This window comes from Agromyces sp. Root1464, assembly GCF_001427265.1.
Taxonomy (GTDB): Bacteria; Actinomycetota; Actinomycetes; order Actinomycetales; family Microbacteriaceae; genus Agromyces; species Agromyces fucosus.
Genome location: NZ_LMFU01000001.1, coordinates 1,062,262 through 1,077,818 on the forward strand (window position 1 = coordinate 1,062,262; position 15,557 = coordinate 1,077,818).

13 protein-coding genes are annotated in these 15,557 nt (G+C 69.8%); 7 read left to right on the plus strand and 6 right to left on the minus strand.

Annotated features, from left to right (window positions below; translation table 11 throughout):
- Position 1: 1 nt before the first annotated feature.
- Genes ASD23_RS04825 through ASD23_RS04835 form a run of 3 tightly spaced genes read right to left on the minus strand, consistent with a single transcriptional unit; the run spans position 2 to position 3,050 of the window.
- On the minus strand, positions 2 to 1,309 hold the full coding sequence (locus tag ASD23_RS04825; protein ID WP_056006936.1) for an ABC transporter substrate-binding protein: 1,308 nt from the start codon (positions 1,307 to 1,309) through the stop codon (positions 2 to 4).
- A 53-nt stretch (positions 1,310 to 1,362) separates the two neighbouring features.
- Positions 1,363 to 2,220, minus strand: coding sequence for a carbohydrate ABC transporter permease (locus tag ASD23_RS04830; protein WP_056006939.1), 858 nt, complete (start codon positions 2,218 to 2,220; stop codon positions 1,363 to 1,365).
- Positions 2,217 to 3,050, minus strand: coding sequence for a carbohydrate ABC transporter permease (locus ASD23_RS04835; protein WP_235507629.1), 834 nt, complete (start codon positions 3,048 to 3,050; stop codon positions 2,217 to 2,219). Before ASD23_RS04835 ends, ASD23_RS04830 begins: the two co-directional genes overlap by 4 nt.
- Positions 3,051 to 3,398: 348 nt before the next feature.
- Here ASD23_RS04835 and ASD23_RS04840 point away from each other — a divergent pair, with 348 nt between their 5' ends.
- From ASD23_RS04840 to ASD23_RS04855, 4 genes are all read left to right on the plus strand, one after another.
- Positions 3,399 to 4,202: an IclR family transcriptional regulator gene (locus ASD23_RS04840; RefSeq protein ID WP_056006945.1), complete on the plus strand. Its 804-nt coding sequence runs from the start codon at positions 3,399 to 3,401 to the stop codon at positions 4,200 to 4,202.
- A 73-nt stretch (positions 4,203 to 4,275) separates the two neighbouring features.
- On the plus strand, positions 4,276 to 5,436 hold the full coding sequence (locus ASD23_RS04845) for a mandelate racemase/muconate lactonizing enzyme family protein (RefSeq protein ID WP_056006949.1): 1,161 nt from the start codon (positions 4,276 to 4,278) through the stop codon (positions 5,434 to 5,436).
- Between the two features lie 79 nt (positions 5,437 to 5,515).
- Positions 5,516 to 7,870: an arylsulfatase gene (locus tag ASD23_RS04850; protein WP_056006953.1), complete on the plus strand. Its 2,355-nt coding sequence runs from the start codon at positions 5,516 to 5,518 to the stop codon at positions 7,868 to 7,870.
- 148 nt (positions 7,871 to 8,018) lie between these two features.
- Positions 8,019 to 9,449 carry a pyridoxal phosphate-dependent decarboxylase family protein gene (locus ASD23_RS04855; protein ID WP_056006957.1) on the plus strand — a complete coding sequence of 477 codons (1,431 nt, stop codon included), beginning with the start codon at positions 8,019 to 8,021 and terminating at the stop codon, positions 9,447 to 9,449.
- A 109-nt stretch (positions 9,450 to 9,558) separates the two neighbouring features.
- On the opposite strand, the gene ASD23_RS04860 is transcribed toward ASD23_RS04855, so the two are convergent.
- A complete protein-coding gene (locus tag ASD23_RS04860; protein WP_056006960.1) occupies positions 9,559 to 10,497 on the minus strand; it encodes an N-acetylglucosamine kinase in 939 nt (312 codons plus the stop codon).
- Between the two features lie 64 nt (positions 10,498 to 10,561).
- A complete protein-coding gene (locus ASD23_RS04865) occupies positions 10,562 to 11,674 on the minus strand; it encodes a phospholipase D-like domain-containing protein (protein WP_056006964.1) in 1,113 nt (370 codons plus the stop codon).
- A gap of 111 nt (positions 11,675 to 11,785) precedes the next feature.
- Between ASD23_RS04865 and ASD23_RS04870 the strand changes: the two genes are divergently transcribed.
- From ASD23_RS04870 to ASD23_RS04880, 3 genes are all read left to right on the plus strand, one after another.
- The gene (locus tag ASD23_RS04870; RefSeq protein WP_056007897.1) at positions 11,786 to 12,679 is read left to right on the plus strand and encodes a carbohydrate kinase family protein; all 894 of its coding nucleotides are present in this window, start codon (positions 11,786 to 11,788) and stop codon (positions 12,677 to 12,679) included.
- Positions 12,680 to 12,889: 210 nt separating this feature from the next.
- Entirely contained in the window at positions 12,890 to 14,395 is a 1,506-nt protein-coding gene (locus tag ASD23_RS04875; protein WP_056006966.1) for an HNH endonuclease signature motif containing protein, read from the plus strand.
- Between the two features lie 108 nt (positions 14,396 to 14,503).
- Entirely contained in the window at positions 14,504 to 14,848 is a 345-nt protein-coding gene (locus ASD23_RS04880) for a cupin domain-containing protein (RefSeq protein WP_056006969.1), read from the plus strand.
- Positions 14,849 to 14,887: 39 nt separating this feature from the next.
- Here the strand turns inward: ASD23_RS04880 and ASD23_RS04885 are convergent, their stop codons facing one another.
- Positions 14,888 to 15,550, minus strand: coding sequence for an NADPH-dependent F420 reductase (locus ASD23_RS04885; RefSeq protein ID WP_056006972.1), 663 nt, complete (start codon positions 15,548 to 15,550; stop codon positions 14,888 to 14,890).
- Positions 15,551 to 15,557: the final 7 nt, after the last annotated feature.

Sequence of the window (15,557 nt, forward strand, 5' to 3'; positions counted from 1 at the left end):
ACTACGAGTTCGCGTCGAGCAGGTCCTGGACTTCCTTCTTCAGCGAGTTGAGGCCCGACTGCACGTCGACCTGGCCCGCGAGGATGGTCGCGACGCCCGCGCCGATCGCCGCGTCGATCTGGGCGGTCACGGGCACGCGGTCCCATGCGGCGCCGCGAGCGTGCTCGGAGACCTCGGTGCGGAACGTGGTCTGGTACTCGTCGGCGGCGAGGGCCGGGATCTGGTCTGCCACGGACTTCGCGGCCGGCGCGACGCCCGACTGCTCGTACTGCGCGGTCGCGGCATCGATGTCCGTCGCGGCGTAGGTGATGAAGTCGCGGCTCGTGAGCTCGCCCTCGCCGGCACTCGCGAACAGGCCGCCGCCCCAGGCGCGGTTGTACGACGGGTTGCCGTTGGCCGTGGGTCGTTCGATCGCGCTGATGTTGTCGATGATGTTCTGCGCGGCACCGTTCGTCTTCACGAAGGTCGACGCGAGCGGGGCGTCGTCGTAGAGGGCGGCGCGCCCGCTCGCGAACAGGATGCGCGCGTCGCTGCGTGCCACGTTCGCCTGGGTGAGGCCGTCGTCCTGCAGCGCCTTGTACCAAGTGATCGCCTCGACGCTCTCCTTGTCGCCGATCGTGCACTCGAAGTCGTCGGTGACGACCGGGCTGCCCCAGCCCCACATCCAGTGCGCGGCATCCTTCAGGTCGGGGTTCTTCGTGACCGCCGCGTAGGGGATCAGCGAGGAGTCCTGCGACTTGATCTTCTCGAGCGCGGTCGCGAACTGCTCGACCGTCATGCCCGACTTGATGCCGACGCTCTTGGCGATCTCGCCGTTCGTGATGATGCCGATGCCCGACGCCGTGAGCGGCAGCACGAGGAGCTTGCCGCCCATCGTGTACGAGTCGAGCACGCCCTGCGGGATGCCGAGGCCCTTGGCGAGGTCGGAGAGGTCGGCGAGCACGTCCATGGGCGTGAGCACCTGCCATCCGCCCGACTGGCCGACGCCCATGAGCTTGCCCGAGCGGCCGGTGAGTGCGAGCTGCGTCGCGGCCTGGTCGTAGGGGTAGATGACGGGCGAGACGGTGACGCCCTCCTCAGCGGAGAAGTCCTTGAGGATCGCCTCCCATGCGGGCTTCAGCGCCTCCTCGCCGAGCGAGTTGCCGTAGAAGTTGATCGTCTTCGCCTTGGTCGCAGCGTTGGCGCCGGCACTGGCGCCCGGCGCGGCCGGGGTGGCGCAGCCGGCGAGCGCGAGCGCGCCGAGTGCGGCGAATGCCGTACCGCCGCCGATGAAGGCGCGGCGGCTGAGCTGCGAGGTCGAGAGGTTCATGTGGACTGCTCCTTCGTCGGAATGTGTGTTCGGTGCGGTGCTGCGGATCACGGCTACCCCTTCACGGCCCCCGACGCGAGGCCGGAGACGAAGTAGCGCTGGAGGAGGATGAAGATGATGGCGAGCGGCAGCGAGGTGATGAGGGATGCCGCCATGAGTGCCGGCCAGTCGGCCGTGCCCTCGCGGATGAAGGCCTGGGTAAGGCCGGCGGGCAGGGTCTGCTTGTCGGGGCCCGCGAGGGTGAGCGCGAACAGCAGGTCGCTCCAGCCGCGCATGAAGGCGAACATCGCCGCCGTGATGAGGCCGGGCACCACGAGCGGGAAGACGATCTGGAACATCGTCGCGATGCGCGAGAGGCCGTCGACCTTCGCCGCCTCGAGGATGTCGTCGGGCAGCCCGTCGATGATGCCCTTCAGGAGGAACACCACGAGCGGCAGCGTGAACGTCGTGAACGAGATGATGAGCGCCGTGTAGGTGTAGAGCAGGCCGGCCGAGCTCAGCATGAGGTACAGCGAGATCAGGAGCAGCGCCCCCGGGATGAGCTGCCCGATGAGGAACATGAACATGATCGCGTTGCGCCCGCGGTAGCGGAACTTCGAGAGCGAGTAGGCCATGATGCCGCCGACGAGCACGGAGAGCACGGCGGTGCCCGTCGAGACGATGAAGCTGTTCGCGAGCGCCTGGAGCAGCGCGTCGTTCTGGAAGAACCCGATGAAGTTGTCGAGCGTCGGGTCGACCGGGAAGAGCGGCCGATCGAGAGCGAACACCGCCTCCTTCTTCATGAACGCCGTCGACGTCAGCCAGTAGATCGGCAGGAGGCCGAAGAGGGCGAGCAGGATGAGCCCGAGGCGCCCGGGGATCGACAGTCTCGGGCGGATGATCGCCTCTCCGATGTCGCGGCCGTGACTCATCGCTTCTCCAGACGTCGGTTGAGCAGCAGGTATGCGCTCGAGATGATCGCGAGCAGGATGAGCCAGAGCACGCCCATGGCGGATGCCTTGCCGAGCTCGTAGCTGCCGAACGCGAGTTGATAGAGGCTGACGGCGAGCGTCGTCGTCGAATCTCCGGGGCCGCCTCCCGTCATCACGAAGATGGTGTCGAAGTTGCCGAAGTTGTAGATGAACTCGAGCGTCGCGACGAGGGCGACCGGGCCGACGATGTGCGGCAGCGAGATGTAGCGGAACCGCTGCGAACGCGTGGCCCCGTCGATCGTCGCGGCCTCGAGCTGCTCGGCCGGCAGGGTCTGCAGCACCGAGAGGGCGACGACCATGATCCAGGGGAACGAGTGCCAGGTCTTCGCGATCACGACGGCCGCCATCGCGCCGGTGGGGTTGCCGAGCATGCTCACCTCGGGCAGGCCCACCATCGTCAGCAGGTGGTTGAGCACGCCGTAGCTGTCGTTGAAGATCCACGCCCAGAGGAACGAGACCACGACGCCGGGCAGGAGCCACGGCAGCATGAGCGTGCCGCGCAGGATGTTGCGACCGCGGAGTCGTGCGTTCAACAGCACGGCGAGCGCGACGCCGAGGAGCACGGGGAAGATCGTCGCGAGCGTCGCGAAGGTGAGCGTCGTGCCGAGCCGCGCCATGAACTCGCCGAAGATCGCGACGTAGTTGTCGAAGCCGACGAAGGTGCGATCGGGCGTGAGCAACGACTGGTCGTAGAGGCTCGTGCCGATGCTCGAGACGAGCGGGTAGATCGCGATCACGAGGAAGAGGAGGACCGCGGGGAGTGCGATCATGAATCCGAAGGTGCGATCCTTCGCACCGAGGGTCGAACGCCGCCCGGATCGCGGCCCGGTCGGCTCGGTCGCCTCGCGTGTCGCGGGTCGTTCGAGGATGGCTTGCTGCATTGCGTTCACTTCCCGAGAGATGGCGACCCCTCATCAGGGGCCCCTGTGCGTCGTCGTCACAAGTGGTCAACGCTGACGTGCGGCCAGTAAACCACAATGCGGATGCGAAATCCACAAAATGCATAACTCACCCATATTTGGATTGCCTCAGCCGATTCCGGTTACTACACTGACGGCAACGGCGCAGCCCGAGCGGGTAAGCAACGACGCGCGGCAACTGCATGAGAAGGAGTCCCGATGGCATCGGAATCGGTCGGCGGCACACAGACCGTCGAACGGGCTATGTCCCTGCTCGCGTGTTTCACCGAGGAGGCCGGCGAGCTGCGGGTGTCGGAGCTCTGCGCACTCACGGGGCTCGGGCAATCGACCGTGTCGCGCATGATGTCGGCGCTCGACCGCATGCGGTTCGTGGTGCAGGACGACCGGACCGGCCTCTACCGGCTCGGGCCGGCCGCCGTCTCGCTCGGCACCATCGCGCTCAACGGCTCCCCGATCTTCCGCGCCTCGCGCCAGATCGCGCAGAACCTCGCGCACCGGCTCGGCATCGGCGTGAACGTCGCAGAACTCAGCGGCTTCACCTTCACCTATCTCTGCAACTTCGAGGGCGCGCTCGCCCCGAAGTCGTTCGCGATGGCGGGCCGCACCGCGCCACTGCACGCCACGGGCCTCGGCAAGGCGCTGTTGTCGGGCATGCCGTCCGACCTCATCGACGAGTACTTCGCGAACACGCCCCAGCGGTTCACCCCGCACACGATCGTCGACCGCGACGCGATGGAGATCGCCCTCGAAGAGACGCGCAGCCGCGGGTACGCCACCGAGATCGAGGAGCTCGCCTTCGGGCGCGCCTGCATCGCGGCACCCGTTCGCAACCGCGCCGGTGAGATCGTCGCCGGCCTCTCCGCGAGCGGTCCGCTCTCGGTGCTCGACCTGCAGGCGCCCCACCAGGAGATCGCGCTGCAGGTCATCGAGGCCGCCGACGAGATCTCCGTCGCCCTCGGCTACAGCCCCTCCCACTCCGCGACGGCGTACGCCGCCCTGTAGACCCCGACACTCGAACCCCACGCCGCGGCATCCGTCGACGGCTTCTCGATCATCCCTCGTCATCGGAGACCCTGTGAGAATCGCGCGCGTCCAAACGTTCCCCCTCTTCATCTCGAAGGAGGATGCCGAAGACTCCTACGCGGGCGAGGCGGCGGTCGAGCACCGCGGCTACATGATCCGGCCGCCGTGGCGGAGCCTCTACTCCCCCGGCTACGAGACGCTCATCGTGAAGATCGAGACCGACGACGGCCTCGTCGGCTGGGGCGAGGGGCTCGCACCCGTCGCCCCAGAGGTCGCCGCGGCGATCGTCGACCACCTCCTCACGCCGCTCATCATCGGAGAGGACCCGCGTTCGGTGCGCACGCTCTGGCACCGGATGTCGGAGTCGATGCGCGAACGCGGGCACCTGACCGGCCACCAGGCCGACGCCATGGCCGCCGTCGACATCGCACTGTGGGACCTCTGGGGCAAGGCGACCGGCCTCTCGGTCTCCGAGCTCGCAGGCGGACGATTCGCCGAGGTGCTGCCGACCTACGTCTCGGGCGTGCGGGGCGCCGACGATGCCGAGATCGCCGAGAAGACCGCCGTGCTCGTCGAGGCCGGCGTGCGCCGGTTCAAGATGCACCTCGGCACAGACCTGCGCACCGACCTCGCGACCTTCGACGCCGTCAACGACGCGCACCCCGACCTCAAGGTCGCGCTCGACGCGCACTGGAGCTACCGCCTCGGCGAGGCGAAGGCGCTCGGCCGCGAACTCGACGAACGCCACGCCTGGTTCTTCGAGGCGCCCCTCGCTCCCGAGGACGTCGAGGGTCACCGCGACCTCGCGGCATCCATCGAGACCCCCGTCGCGGTGGGCGAGGCGATGCGCAGTCGCTTCGAGTTCACCGACTGGCTCGCGCGCCGGGCCGTCGGTCTCACGCAGCCCGACATCGGGCGCACGGGCATCACCGAGGGGCTCGCGATCGCGGCCGTCGCCGACGCGTTCCACGCTCAGGTGGCACCGCATCACTCCGCGGCGTTCGGCATCGCGATGGCCGCCGGCCTCCACGTCGCCGCGAGCTCGCCGTCGCTCCTCGCCTTCGAGTACCAGCCGCTCACCCTGCCGGTCGCGAACCGGATCCTCACGACCCCGCTCGAGGTCGCGCCGAACGGCGACTTCACCGTGCCGACCGGCCCTGGTCTCGGCGTGAGCGTCGACGAGGACTTCGTGCAGGAGTTCGTGCGCCGCTGAGCGGCACTCCCCCTCACGCGCGACGCGGCTGCGATGATCGAATGGCGCGACGACGCCCGACGCGCATGAGGGGGAACACATGAACGACGTCCGACCGGGATCCGTGCTTCCCGTGCCCGATCGCCCGTACCAGGGGCCGGTCGCGTACGACGCGAAGAAGCTCGACGAGAAGTTCCCGCCGATCGAGCCGGCGCGCCCACCGGCCGAGGCGCCGAACGTGCTCGTGATCCTGCTCGACGACGTCGGATTCGGGGCATCCAGCGCCTTCGGCGGCCCCATCCGCACGCCGACCGCCGAGCGCCTCGCGGGCGAGGGCCTGCGCTACTCGCGGTTCCACACGACCGCGCTCTGCTCGCCGACACGGGCCGCGCTGCTCTCGGGTCGCAATCACCACTCTGTCGGCATGGGCCACATCACCGAAACCGCGACGCCCGCGCCGGGCTACCGCTCGACGCGGCCGAACACCGCGGTGCCGCTGCCCGAGATCCTCCGCCAGAGCGGCTACAACACCGCGCAGTTCGGCAAGTGCCACGAAGTACCCGTCTGGGAGTCGGGCCCGACCGGCCCGTTCGACCACTGGCCCGCGCAGAGCGGCTTCGAGCGCTTCTACGGCTTCATCGGCGGGGAGACGAACCAGTACACGCCGGCGCTCATCGACGGGCTCACCGCGATCGCGCCGCCGACCGACCCCGATTACCACCTGATGCCCGACCTCGCCGACAAGGCGATCGACTACGTGCGCCAGCAGCAGAGCCTGACGCCCGACAAGCCCTTCTTCGTGTACTTCGCGCCAGGGGCGACCCACGCACCGCACCACGTGCCGAAGGACTGGATCGCCAAGTACGAGGGCAGGTTCGACCTCGGCTGGGACGCGCAGCGCGAGGAGACCTTCGACCGCCAGAAGGCACTCGGCGTCATCGCCGCCGACTCCGAGCTGACGGCCCGCCCCGAGGGCCTGCCCGCCTGGGACGACGTGCCCGAGGAGCAGAAGCCGGTGCTCGCCCGCCAGATGGAGGTCTATGCGGCCTTCCTCGAGTACGCCGACCACCACACCGGCCGGGTCATCGACGCGCTCGAGGAACTCGACATCCTCGACGACACGCTCATCTACTACATCATCGGCGACAACGGCGCCTCGGCCGAGGGCGGCATCGACGGCGCCTACATGCTGACGACAGCCTCGAACGGCGGCGGCCAGTTCGAGACGGTCGAGTTCTGGAAGGAGCACCTCGACCAGGTCGGCGGCCCCGAGGCGTACAACCACTACTCGGTCGCCTGGGCGCACGCGATGTGCACCCCGTACCAGTGGACCAAGCAGGTCGCCTCGCACTACGGCGGCACCCGCAACGGCACGATCGTGCACTGGCCGAGCCGCATCGCCGCGAAGGGCGAGGTGCGCGAGCAGTGGCACCACGTCATCGACGTGGCGCCGACCGTGCTCGACGTCGCCGGGCTCGCCGAGCCGCACACGTTCAACGGCGTCACGCAGGAGCCGATGCACGGCGTCTCGATGGCCTACAGCTTCGACGACGCATCCGCCGACGAGCGCCACACGACGCAGTACTTCGAGCTCATGGGCAACCGCGGCATCTACCATCGCGGCTGGACCGCGGTCACGAAGCACCGGACTCCATGGGACGTGGTCTCGAAGGCGCCCGACTTCTCGCTCGACGTCTGGGAGCTCTACGACACGACGACCGACTGGACGCAGGCGAAGAACCTCGCCGATGAGCAACCCGAGAAGCTCGCGGAACTGCAGCGGCTCTTCCTCATCGAGGCGGCCCGCCACAATGTGTTCCCGATGGACGACCGCGCCGCCGAGCGCATGAACCCCGAGCTCGCCGGCCGGCCGACGCTCGTGAAGGGCGACCGCCTGCGGCTCTACCCCGGCATGGTGCGCCTCGGCGAGAACGTCGCGATCAACGTGAAGAACCGCTCGTTCTCGGTCACCTCCGAGGTGGTCGTGCCCGACGACGGCTCGCTCGAGGGCGCCATCGTGGCACAGGGCGGCCGCACCGGGGGGTGGTCGTTCTTCGCCGAAGACGGCAAGCTCGGCTTCCACTACAACTACTGCGGCCTGCAGCGTTCGACGACGCTGTCGGATGCCGCGATGGGCGCGGGCGAGCACCAGGTGCGGGTCGAGTTCGCCTACGACGGCGGCGGCATCGGCAAGGGCGGGGACGTCTCGCTGTTCATCGACGGCAAGGCGGTCGGCAGCGGGCGCGTCGAGCATACGCACGCGCTCTACTTCTCGTTCGACGAGGGGCTCGACACGGGCTGCGACACCGGCATGCCCGCGTACGAGGGCTACAAGGTGTGGGGCGGCGCATTCAGCGGCACCCTGAACTGGGCCGAGGTCGCCCTCGGGGTCGACGACCACAATCACCTCGTCGACCCCGAGGAGCATCTGCGAGCGGCGTTGCGTCACCAGTAGCATCCATTGCGTTTGCGTGTCGCTTTCCGGTCGAAACTGGCGCACGACGCAGGATTCGTGATGCTTTTTTGCGAAACGGCAAGGATATGTGAAGCTTTTCCGTGGCCCGCCGGCGAACCGGCTCGGCCGAGCCGAAAGGGACATCCGGATGCACCGCACTGAACTCGACCTCGACGCGAACGAGCCGCGCGACCCCGCGACCCGCATGCACTCGACGTCCGACGAGACCTCGCACCTCGTCGACCTCGTGCTCGCCTACTCGCGCCGCCGCATCCTGAGCGACGACACCCCGCTCGACAAGCCGGTGACCGAGCCCGAGCTGCGGCGCCTCGCCGGCCGCACGATCGACGAGCACGGCATCGGCGCCGCTCGGGCCCTGGCGCTCTTCGAGCACGTGCTCGCCCCGGCCTGCATCACGACCGACCACCCGCAGTACCTCTCCTTCATCCCGACGGCGCCGACGAAGGCGGCGACCGCGTTCGACCTCGTGGTCTCGGCGAGTGCGCTCTACGGCGGCTCCTGGCTCGAGGGCGCCGGCGCCGTCTACGCCGAGAACGAGGTGCTCTCGTGGCTCGGCCGCGAGTTCGGCCTGCCCGCGGGCTCGGGCGGCGTCTTCGTGCAGGGCGGCACGCTCGGCAACCTCTCGGCCCTCGTCGCCGCACGCGAGCACGCGCGCCACCGGCTGAGCGAGGGGGCAGCGGATGCCGCGGTGCCCGCGCCGCCCGGCGGTCGATGGAAGATCGTGTGCAGCGCAGAGGCGCACTCCTCGATCGCCTCGGCCGCCCGCGTGATGGACGTCGACGTCGTGCCCGTGAAGCCGGCCGGTGACGGCATGCTGCGCGGCGACGACGTTCGAGGTGCACTCGAGGAACACGGGGCATCCGTCTTCGCCGTCGTCGCGACCGCCGGCTCGACGAACTTCGGCATCGTCGACGACCTCGCCTCGATCGCGGCTCTGAAGCGCGACTTCGACTTCTGGTTCCACGTCGACGGCGCCTACGGGCTCGCCGGCATGCTCTCGCCGCTCGCGCGCGACCGCTTCGCGGGCGTCGAGCACGCCGACTCGGTGATCGTCGACCCGCACAAGTGGCTCTTCGCCCCCTTCGACGCGTGCGCGCTCATCTACCGCGACCCCGAGCAGGGCCGCCGGGCACACACGCAGCACGCCGAGTACCTCGACACCCTCACCGAGGGCGGCGACTGGAGCCCGTCCGACTACGCCGCGCACCTCACGCGACGGGCACGCGGCCTGCCGCTGTGGTTCTCGCTCGCGACCTACGGCGGCACCGCCTACCGCGAGGCGATCTCGAGCTCGATCGCGCTCGCGGAGCGCATCGCCGACGAGATCGAGCGGCGCGACGGGCTCAGCCTCGTGCGCTCCCCGCAGCTCTCGGTCGTCGTCTTCGAGCGCGACGGCTGGACGAAGGCCGACTACGACGCGTGGTCGGCTCGGCTGCTCGACGAACAGCGTGCGTTCGTGACGCCGAGCTCGCACGCCGGGCGGCCGAACACCCGCTTCGCGATCGTGAACCCGAACACCGCGTTCGAGCACCTCGTCGCGATCCTCGACACGATGTAGCACCGGTCGCCGGTCGAGTAGGCCGCCCGCGGCCCACCCCGCCGGTCGAGTAGGCCGCCCGCGGCCGTATCGAGATCCCCGCACCAGGTCTCGATACGCTCCTGCGTCGCTACTCGACCGACGGACCCATCCGCGCGACGGCGATGTGCGCCGCGAGCGCACTCGTCGGCGCGACGTCGGCGAGTGCCGCGGCACCGTCGAGCGGGTGCGCCTCACCGAGCCGCACCTCGGCACCCGGCAACTCGGCGCGCAGCGTCTCGACGAACTCGCGGCCGAGCACCTCGCCGTGGAACAGGCCGCCGACCCCGCGCACCTGCGAGACGGGGGCACCCAGCTCGCCGACGCGTCGGAGCCCGGCGATGGCGGACATCGCGAGCTCTCGCGCGCCGGCGGAGGCGATCGCCGCGGACACCTCGTCGCCCGCGGCGGCGGCATCCGCGACCGCCCGTGCGTACGACGCGATGCGCTGCACCCGCTCGGGGTCGGCCTGCAGTTCGATGTAGGCCGCCTCGACGTCGGGGAAGTCCGCACGCACGACCTCGCTGAGGGCGGTGGCCGGCCCGCGGCCGTCGTAGTCGCGCATGACCGCCTCGAGCGCCGCCCGACCGAGCCAGTAACCGCTGCCGGCGTCGCCCATGAGGTAGCCCCACCCGTCGACCCTCGCGATCTCGACCGCGCCCACGGCGAGCGTGACGGAACCCGTTCCCGCCGCGACGACGACGCCGCGCTCGTCGCCGAGCGCACCGAGGTACGCCGTGATCGAGTCGTGGGCGAGGTGCACGCTGCGAGCGCCGATCGGAGCCGCGGCGGCGAGGAGGTAGCCGGCGTCGACCTCGTCCTCGGTCAGCCCGGAGACACCGAGCCCGATGCGCTCCGCGGATCGACCGCCCTCATGGGCCTGCTCGATGACGCGCGCGAGCTGCGGCAGCAGCGGCAGGTCGGTGCGGATGCCGGGGGCCGACCACTCGCCGGAGCCCGAGGCATCCGAGTGCCTGACCTTGATGCCCGACTGGCCGGCGTCGATGGCGAGGGTGCCGGTCGCGTTCACGATGGCGACGCTACCACTTCGCCGTCAGCCCCCCGTCTCCTCGAGCGCCAACGGCCCGACCGCGCTACGGCACGACGGGCACCGGCGCGGAGAGGTCGTCGATGATGCGGTCGATCTCGGTCAGCGCGTAGCGGGCGAGCGTGCGCTGCGCGACATCCGCTGCACTGCCCGGCTCCTCTTCGAGGTCGCCGATCACGATGATGTTCTCGTCGTTCAGGGTGTTGGCCGGCGCCGTGTAGTTGAAGCTGCCGACGATGACGAGCCGCTCGTCGATGACCATGAGCTTGTGGTGGAGCTTGCGCACCCCCGTGTTGCGGCGGTTCGCGAAGAGCTCGACGTCACCGTGCCCGAGGTCGCTCGTCGCCGCCCACTTCGCGGCGCCCTGATCGCGGTCGAGCACGCCGCGGATGCGTGAGACGAGGGGCCGCAAGCGGATCATGGTGTCGTCGATGCCCGACGACTGGGCGAAGGTGAACATCGCGAAGTCGATCGAGTCCTTCGCCTTCAGCATCTGCTTCATGATCTCCATCTCAGGGCCGTGCCGCGGCGCGAAGAGGGGCTTCACCCGCACGTCGGGCAGGTCGAACTCCTTCGGCCTCGGCTCGACGCGCTCATGCAGGTCGCCGAACGTGCCCGAGCGCATCCGCTCGAACTCGCGCAGGTACTCGGCGGCGGCGAGCTGGCCGGTCAGCACGACCACGTGGTTGAGGTTCTGGCCGGCCCCGATGCCGACCTCCTCGTTCTTGCCGGTGTCGGTGAGGGTGAAGTTGGTCGAGCCCGTCAGCACCGCGGCGCCGGGCTTGCCCGAGTCGCGCACGATGAACTTCTGGTGGAAGATCTTCGGATTCAGGTCGCTGATCACGTCGACACGGGCCTTCAGCAGGGCGCCCATGATGACGCGGTTCTCCTCGTGCGCGCCGGTGACGCCCCACGGGTCCGCGAGGGCCTTCTCTTCGGTGAGGTAGTCGCCCTCGAGGATGACGCGGACCCGCACGCCGCGCAGCTTCGCCGCGAGGATCGCCTGGGCGATGGGCCGCGAATCGATCTCCTGCACGGCGATCGCGAGGCTGTGCTGCGCCGCGTCGATGAAGTCGCGGATCGCCTGGTCGAGGTCATCGGGGCCGCCGACTGCGACCGGCCCCATGTAGAGCTCCACTCCCCCGATGCTGACCGACATGGCGCGCTCCTCTCGTGAGTGATCCTCATGATCAGCCTCGACCGTGCGACACGCTGCGGCATCAGTGCCGGCCCGGAGGATCGGCACGTCGCCGCCGCTACGCTGCGAACCATGAACGCACCCATCGTCGTCTCGGGCCCGGCCGCCTGGAACCGCATCGTCTACCTCGAGCACCTGCCCGAGCCGGTGCCGCACATGCAGTTCGCGCTCGACGACTACGAGACGATCGGCGGCACCTCCGCCGGCAAGGCGCTCGGGCTCGCGGCCCTCGGCCGGCCCGTGCTCCTGCACACGCTCCTCGGGGACGACGAGGAGGGGCGGCGCGTGCAGGGTGCGCTCGAGGCATCCGGTGTCGCGTTCGCGAGCCTCGCCGCAGCGCGCACCGAGAGCCACCTGAACCTCATGACCCGGCAGGGCGAGCGCGTCTCGCTCTACCTGAGCGCGCCCGCCGACCCGGGCACGCCGCCGTCGACGGAGCTGGCGCAGGCGATGCGGGACGCCCCGGCGATCGTGCTCGACCTCTCGGAGCGTTCGCACGGGCTCATCGGCGCGGCGCGCGCCACCGGCCGGCCGATCTGGACCGACATCCACGACTACGACGGCAGTGCCGAGTTCCACCGCCCGTTCATCAGGGCCGCCGACTGGATCTTCATGAACGCCGACCGCATCGGCGACGACCCGCGGCCGTTCATGGAACAGTGCGTGCGCGGCGGGGCATCCGTCGTCGTCTGCACGCTCGGCGCGCAGGGCGCGATCGCGATCAGCGCCGGCGACCACGGGCGGATGCTCCGGTCCGAGGTCGCGGCCGTGCCCGTCGAGGTGCTCGACACCAACGGGGCGGGCGACGCCTTCATGTCCGGAGTGCTCGACGCGCACCTCGACGGAGCGGCGCTCGACGAGGCGCTCGAGGCCGGCGCGCGGCATGCCGCCACCGTGCTCACGACGCGGCACCTGCACCCGGTGCTCGACGGGGTGCTCGACGAGGCGCCGAGGCCGGTCGAGTAGCGAGCGCCAGCGAGCGTATCGAGACCTACCGGACGAGCACCCACGTCGGTCGAGTAGCGAGCGCCGGCGAGCGTATCGAGACCCACCGCACCCTCCCCACTCCTCCTCCACAGGCAGCCGTCGACCCTCGTTCTCCACAGCTACATATGCAGGTCAGCGCTGATTTTCATTCGAACCGAAATGTCAGTGGTCGCCCCTAGTGTCGAAGACATGGAGCACGCCCTCACCGCTCGCATCGCCGAGGTCGCCGATCAGGTCGGCGACCTCCTCGATGCCGCGAGCGGGCCGCCGAACACGGTGCCGGCCCTGGCTTCGGCGCGCGACGTCGAACTCCTCGAACTCGTCGCGCAGGTCGAACGGCTCGGCCGCTTCGCCGATGCATTGCGCGTCCATGCCGCGGGCGAGATCGAGCACCGCAGCCGCACCTCGCTCGGTCGCGAGGGGCTCGCGGCGAAGGAGGGGTGCACCAGCGCCGTCGAGCTCATCGAACGCCTCACTCGTGTCTCGTCGCCGACCGCGCGTGCGCGGCTGAAGCTCGGAGCGGCGGTCCGTCGCACATCCACGCTGCTCGGCGATTCGATGCCACCCCGGTTCGAGCGCCTCGCCGAAGGCCTGCGCACCGGCGAGCTCGGCTTCGATGCTGCGACAGCAATTGCGAGGGCACTCGATGCGGTGCTCCCGCGCCACGCCAACGGCGACCTCGACGGAGTGCGCGCGGCTGAACACGAACTCGTCTGCGCGGCGATCGGCGTCGCCGCTGCGCCCGGCGCTGAGGTCTCGGCCCCCGCGACGGCCACCGAGACGCGCATGCAGGCCGCCGTGTGGGCCGAGGTCCTCGATCCCGACGGCGCCGAGCCGTCGCATCGGCAGTGGGCGGCCCGCGGGTTCGAACTCCTTCCCGCTCGCGACGGCCTCGTTCCCGTGCGTGGCGCACTGCTGCCCGAGGTCGCGGGCATGGTGCGGCGAGTGTTCGACTCGATCACCAACTTTCGGCAGTCGACCGGGTTCGTGCCGGTCGCCGATCCTTCGGCGGCCGCTCCCGTCGAAGACGACGTAGAGCCGGCGGAGCTCGAGGCATCCGGCAGCAGAGACCCGCGCACCCGGGCGCAGCGCCAGCATGACGCGATCGCGACCGTGTTCGACATCGCGGCACGGGCCGATGAGCTTCCGACCCTCGGCGGCGCGTCCCCGACGATCGTCGTCACAGTGCTCGCCGACGATCTCCGCGCCGGTCATGGCGTCGGCCACGTCGACGGCATCGACGAACCGATCTCGATGCGGGCTGTTGAACAACATGCGAGCGCGAACGGCATACAGCACGTCACGCTGGCCGCCAACGGCGGGGTGGTCGGCATCGGTACGACCGAGCGCTGCTTCAACCGCGCACAGCGTCGTGCCCTCGCAGCACGCGACGGCGGCTGCATCATTCCCGGATGCGACACCCCTGCGTGGGCCACCGAGGTGCATCATGTCGTCCCGTGGTGGCATGGCGGCGCCACCCACACCGACAACGGTGTGCTGCTCTGCTGGTTCCACCACCGCTCGATCGACAGCTCGGGGTGGCGCATTCGCATGAACGACGGCACGCCCGAGGTGATGCCGCCGCCCGGCATGGGGCCGCAGCGGTGGCGCGCATCGACGGTGTCACCGGCTCGGCGCGCCGCCGCACTCGCCCGTCGGCGCGCCGGTCCGATTCGTACGGCCGCGGTCGCTTGAGCAGCCGCACTCGCGCAGCTGGGCAGGGAAGCATCTGGTGCGGGCCGACCCCGCATGCGGCCGGACGTCGCCGGGTGTACCGTGTGCCGCGAAAGCGAGGAGCACACCATGGTTCTGATGCACCAGCGCAGCGGCGTGGCCGAAGACGACGTGTACTGGCACGAGTCGATCGAGGGCGCCTCGATCGGTTCCGACGTGTCGCTCATCCTCACGTACAGCTCGAAGGTCGGCTCCGGTCCGCGGCTGCACCTGCATCCGTATTCCGAGACGTTCGTCATCCGCCATGGGCGGGCGCTGTTCACGGTCGGCGATGAACAACTGGAAGCCGTCGGCGGCCAGGTGCTCGTCGTGCCGGCACACACCCCGCACAAGTTCGTGATCATCGGACCCGAGGCCATGATCTCGACCCACATCCACGCGAGCCCGACCTTCATCACCGAATGGCTCGAGTGAGGCGAGCCATCCGGCGATGAGCCGCTGAGGCGGCCGTGGCTAGGCCGCGAGCAGCCGCTCCGCGCGCGCGAGGTTCGCCACGAGCTCCTCGCGCGTCTGCGGCGTGACGTACGCCGGCTGATCGCGCTCGGCGCGCCAGCTCTCGGAGAGCGGACCGAACTCGACCGAGTCGAACCCGAAGTCGTCGAGGAGCGCAGTGACGAGCGCCGCGGCGTCGTCGAAGTCGCTCGCGGTCGACAGCGCTCGGCGACCGGGCGTTCCTGCGGGAGTGCCGTCGGTGAGGATCGAGGCGGCGAGGATGTTGTTGAAGCCCTTGGCGACCTTCGACTCGGGCAGGTGCGCCTGCAGCAGCCCCGAGACGGTCGCCTCGCCCGAGTCGAGCTCGGCGATGCGGCCGTCGCGCTCCCAGTAGTAGTTGTTCGTGTCGATCACGATCTTGCCGGCGAGCGGTGCCACGGGGATGTCGCGGTAGGCCTTCAGCGGAACCGTCACGATGACGAACTCCCCCGCCTCCGCGGCCTCGGCGGCCGTGCCGGCCGTCGCGTTCGGGCCCAGTTCGGCGACGAGCTCGGCGAGCGTCTCGGGGCCGCGCGAGTTCGCGATCGTCACGCGGTGACCGAGCTCGACGAGCTTTCGAGCGAGCGCGCCGCCGATGTTGCCGGCGCCGATGATTCCGATGTCAGTTGGAGCGAGGTTCGTCATGCTGGGA

Bases quoted from the DNA above. Each gene is read 5' to 3' on its own strand.
- ASD23_RS04825 (WP_056006936.1), bottom strand. From the start codon at position 1,309: ATGAACCTCTCGACCTCGCAGCTCAGCCGCCGCGCCTTCATCGGCGGC.
- ASD23_RS04830 (WP_056006939.1), bottom strand. From the start codon at position 2,220: ATGAGTCACGGCCGCGACATCGGAGAGGCGATCATCCGCCCGAGACTG.
- ASD23_RS04835 (WP_235507629.1), bottom strand. From the start codon at position 3,050: ATGATCGCACTCCCCGCGGTCCTCCTCTTCCTCGTGATCGCGATCTAC.
- ASD23_RS04840 (WP_056006945.1), top strand. From the start codon at position 3,399: ATGGCATCGGAATCGGTCGGCGGCACACAGACCGTCGAACGGGCTATG.
- ASD23_RS04850 (WP_056006953.1), top strand. From the start codon at position 5,516: ATGAACGACGTCCGACCGGGATCCGTGCTTCCCGTGCCCGATCGCCCG.
- ASD23_RS04855 (WP_056006957.1), top strand. From the start codon at position 8,019: ATGCACCGCACTGAACTCGACCTCGACGCGAACGAGCCGCGCGACCCC.
- ASD23_RS04865 (WP_056006964.1), bottom strand. From the start codon at position 11,674: ATGTCGGTCAGCATCGGGGGAGTGGAGCTCTACATGGGGCCGGTCGCA.
- ASD23_RS04870 (WP_056007897.1), top strand. From the start codon at position 11,786: ATGAACGCACCCATCGTCGTCTCGGGCCCGGCCGCCTGGAACCGCATC.
- ASD23_RS04875 (WP_056006966.1), top strand. From the start codon at position 12,890: ATGGAGCACGCCCTCACCGCTCGCATCGCCGAGGTCGCCGATCAGGTC.
- ASD23_RS04880 (WP_056006969.1), top strand. From the start codon at position 14,504: ATGGTTCTGATGCACCAGCGCAGCGGCGTGGCCGAAGACGACGTGTAC.
- ASD23_RS04885 (WP_056006972.1), bottom strand. From the start codon at position 15,550: ATGACGAACCTCGCTCCAACTGACATCGGAATCATCGGCGCCGGCAAC.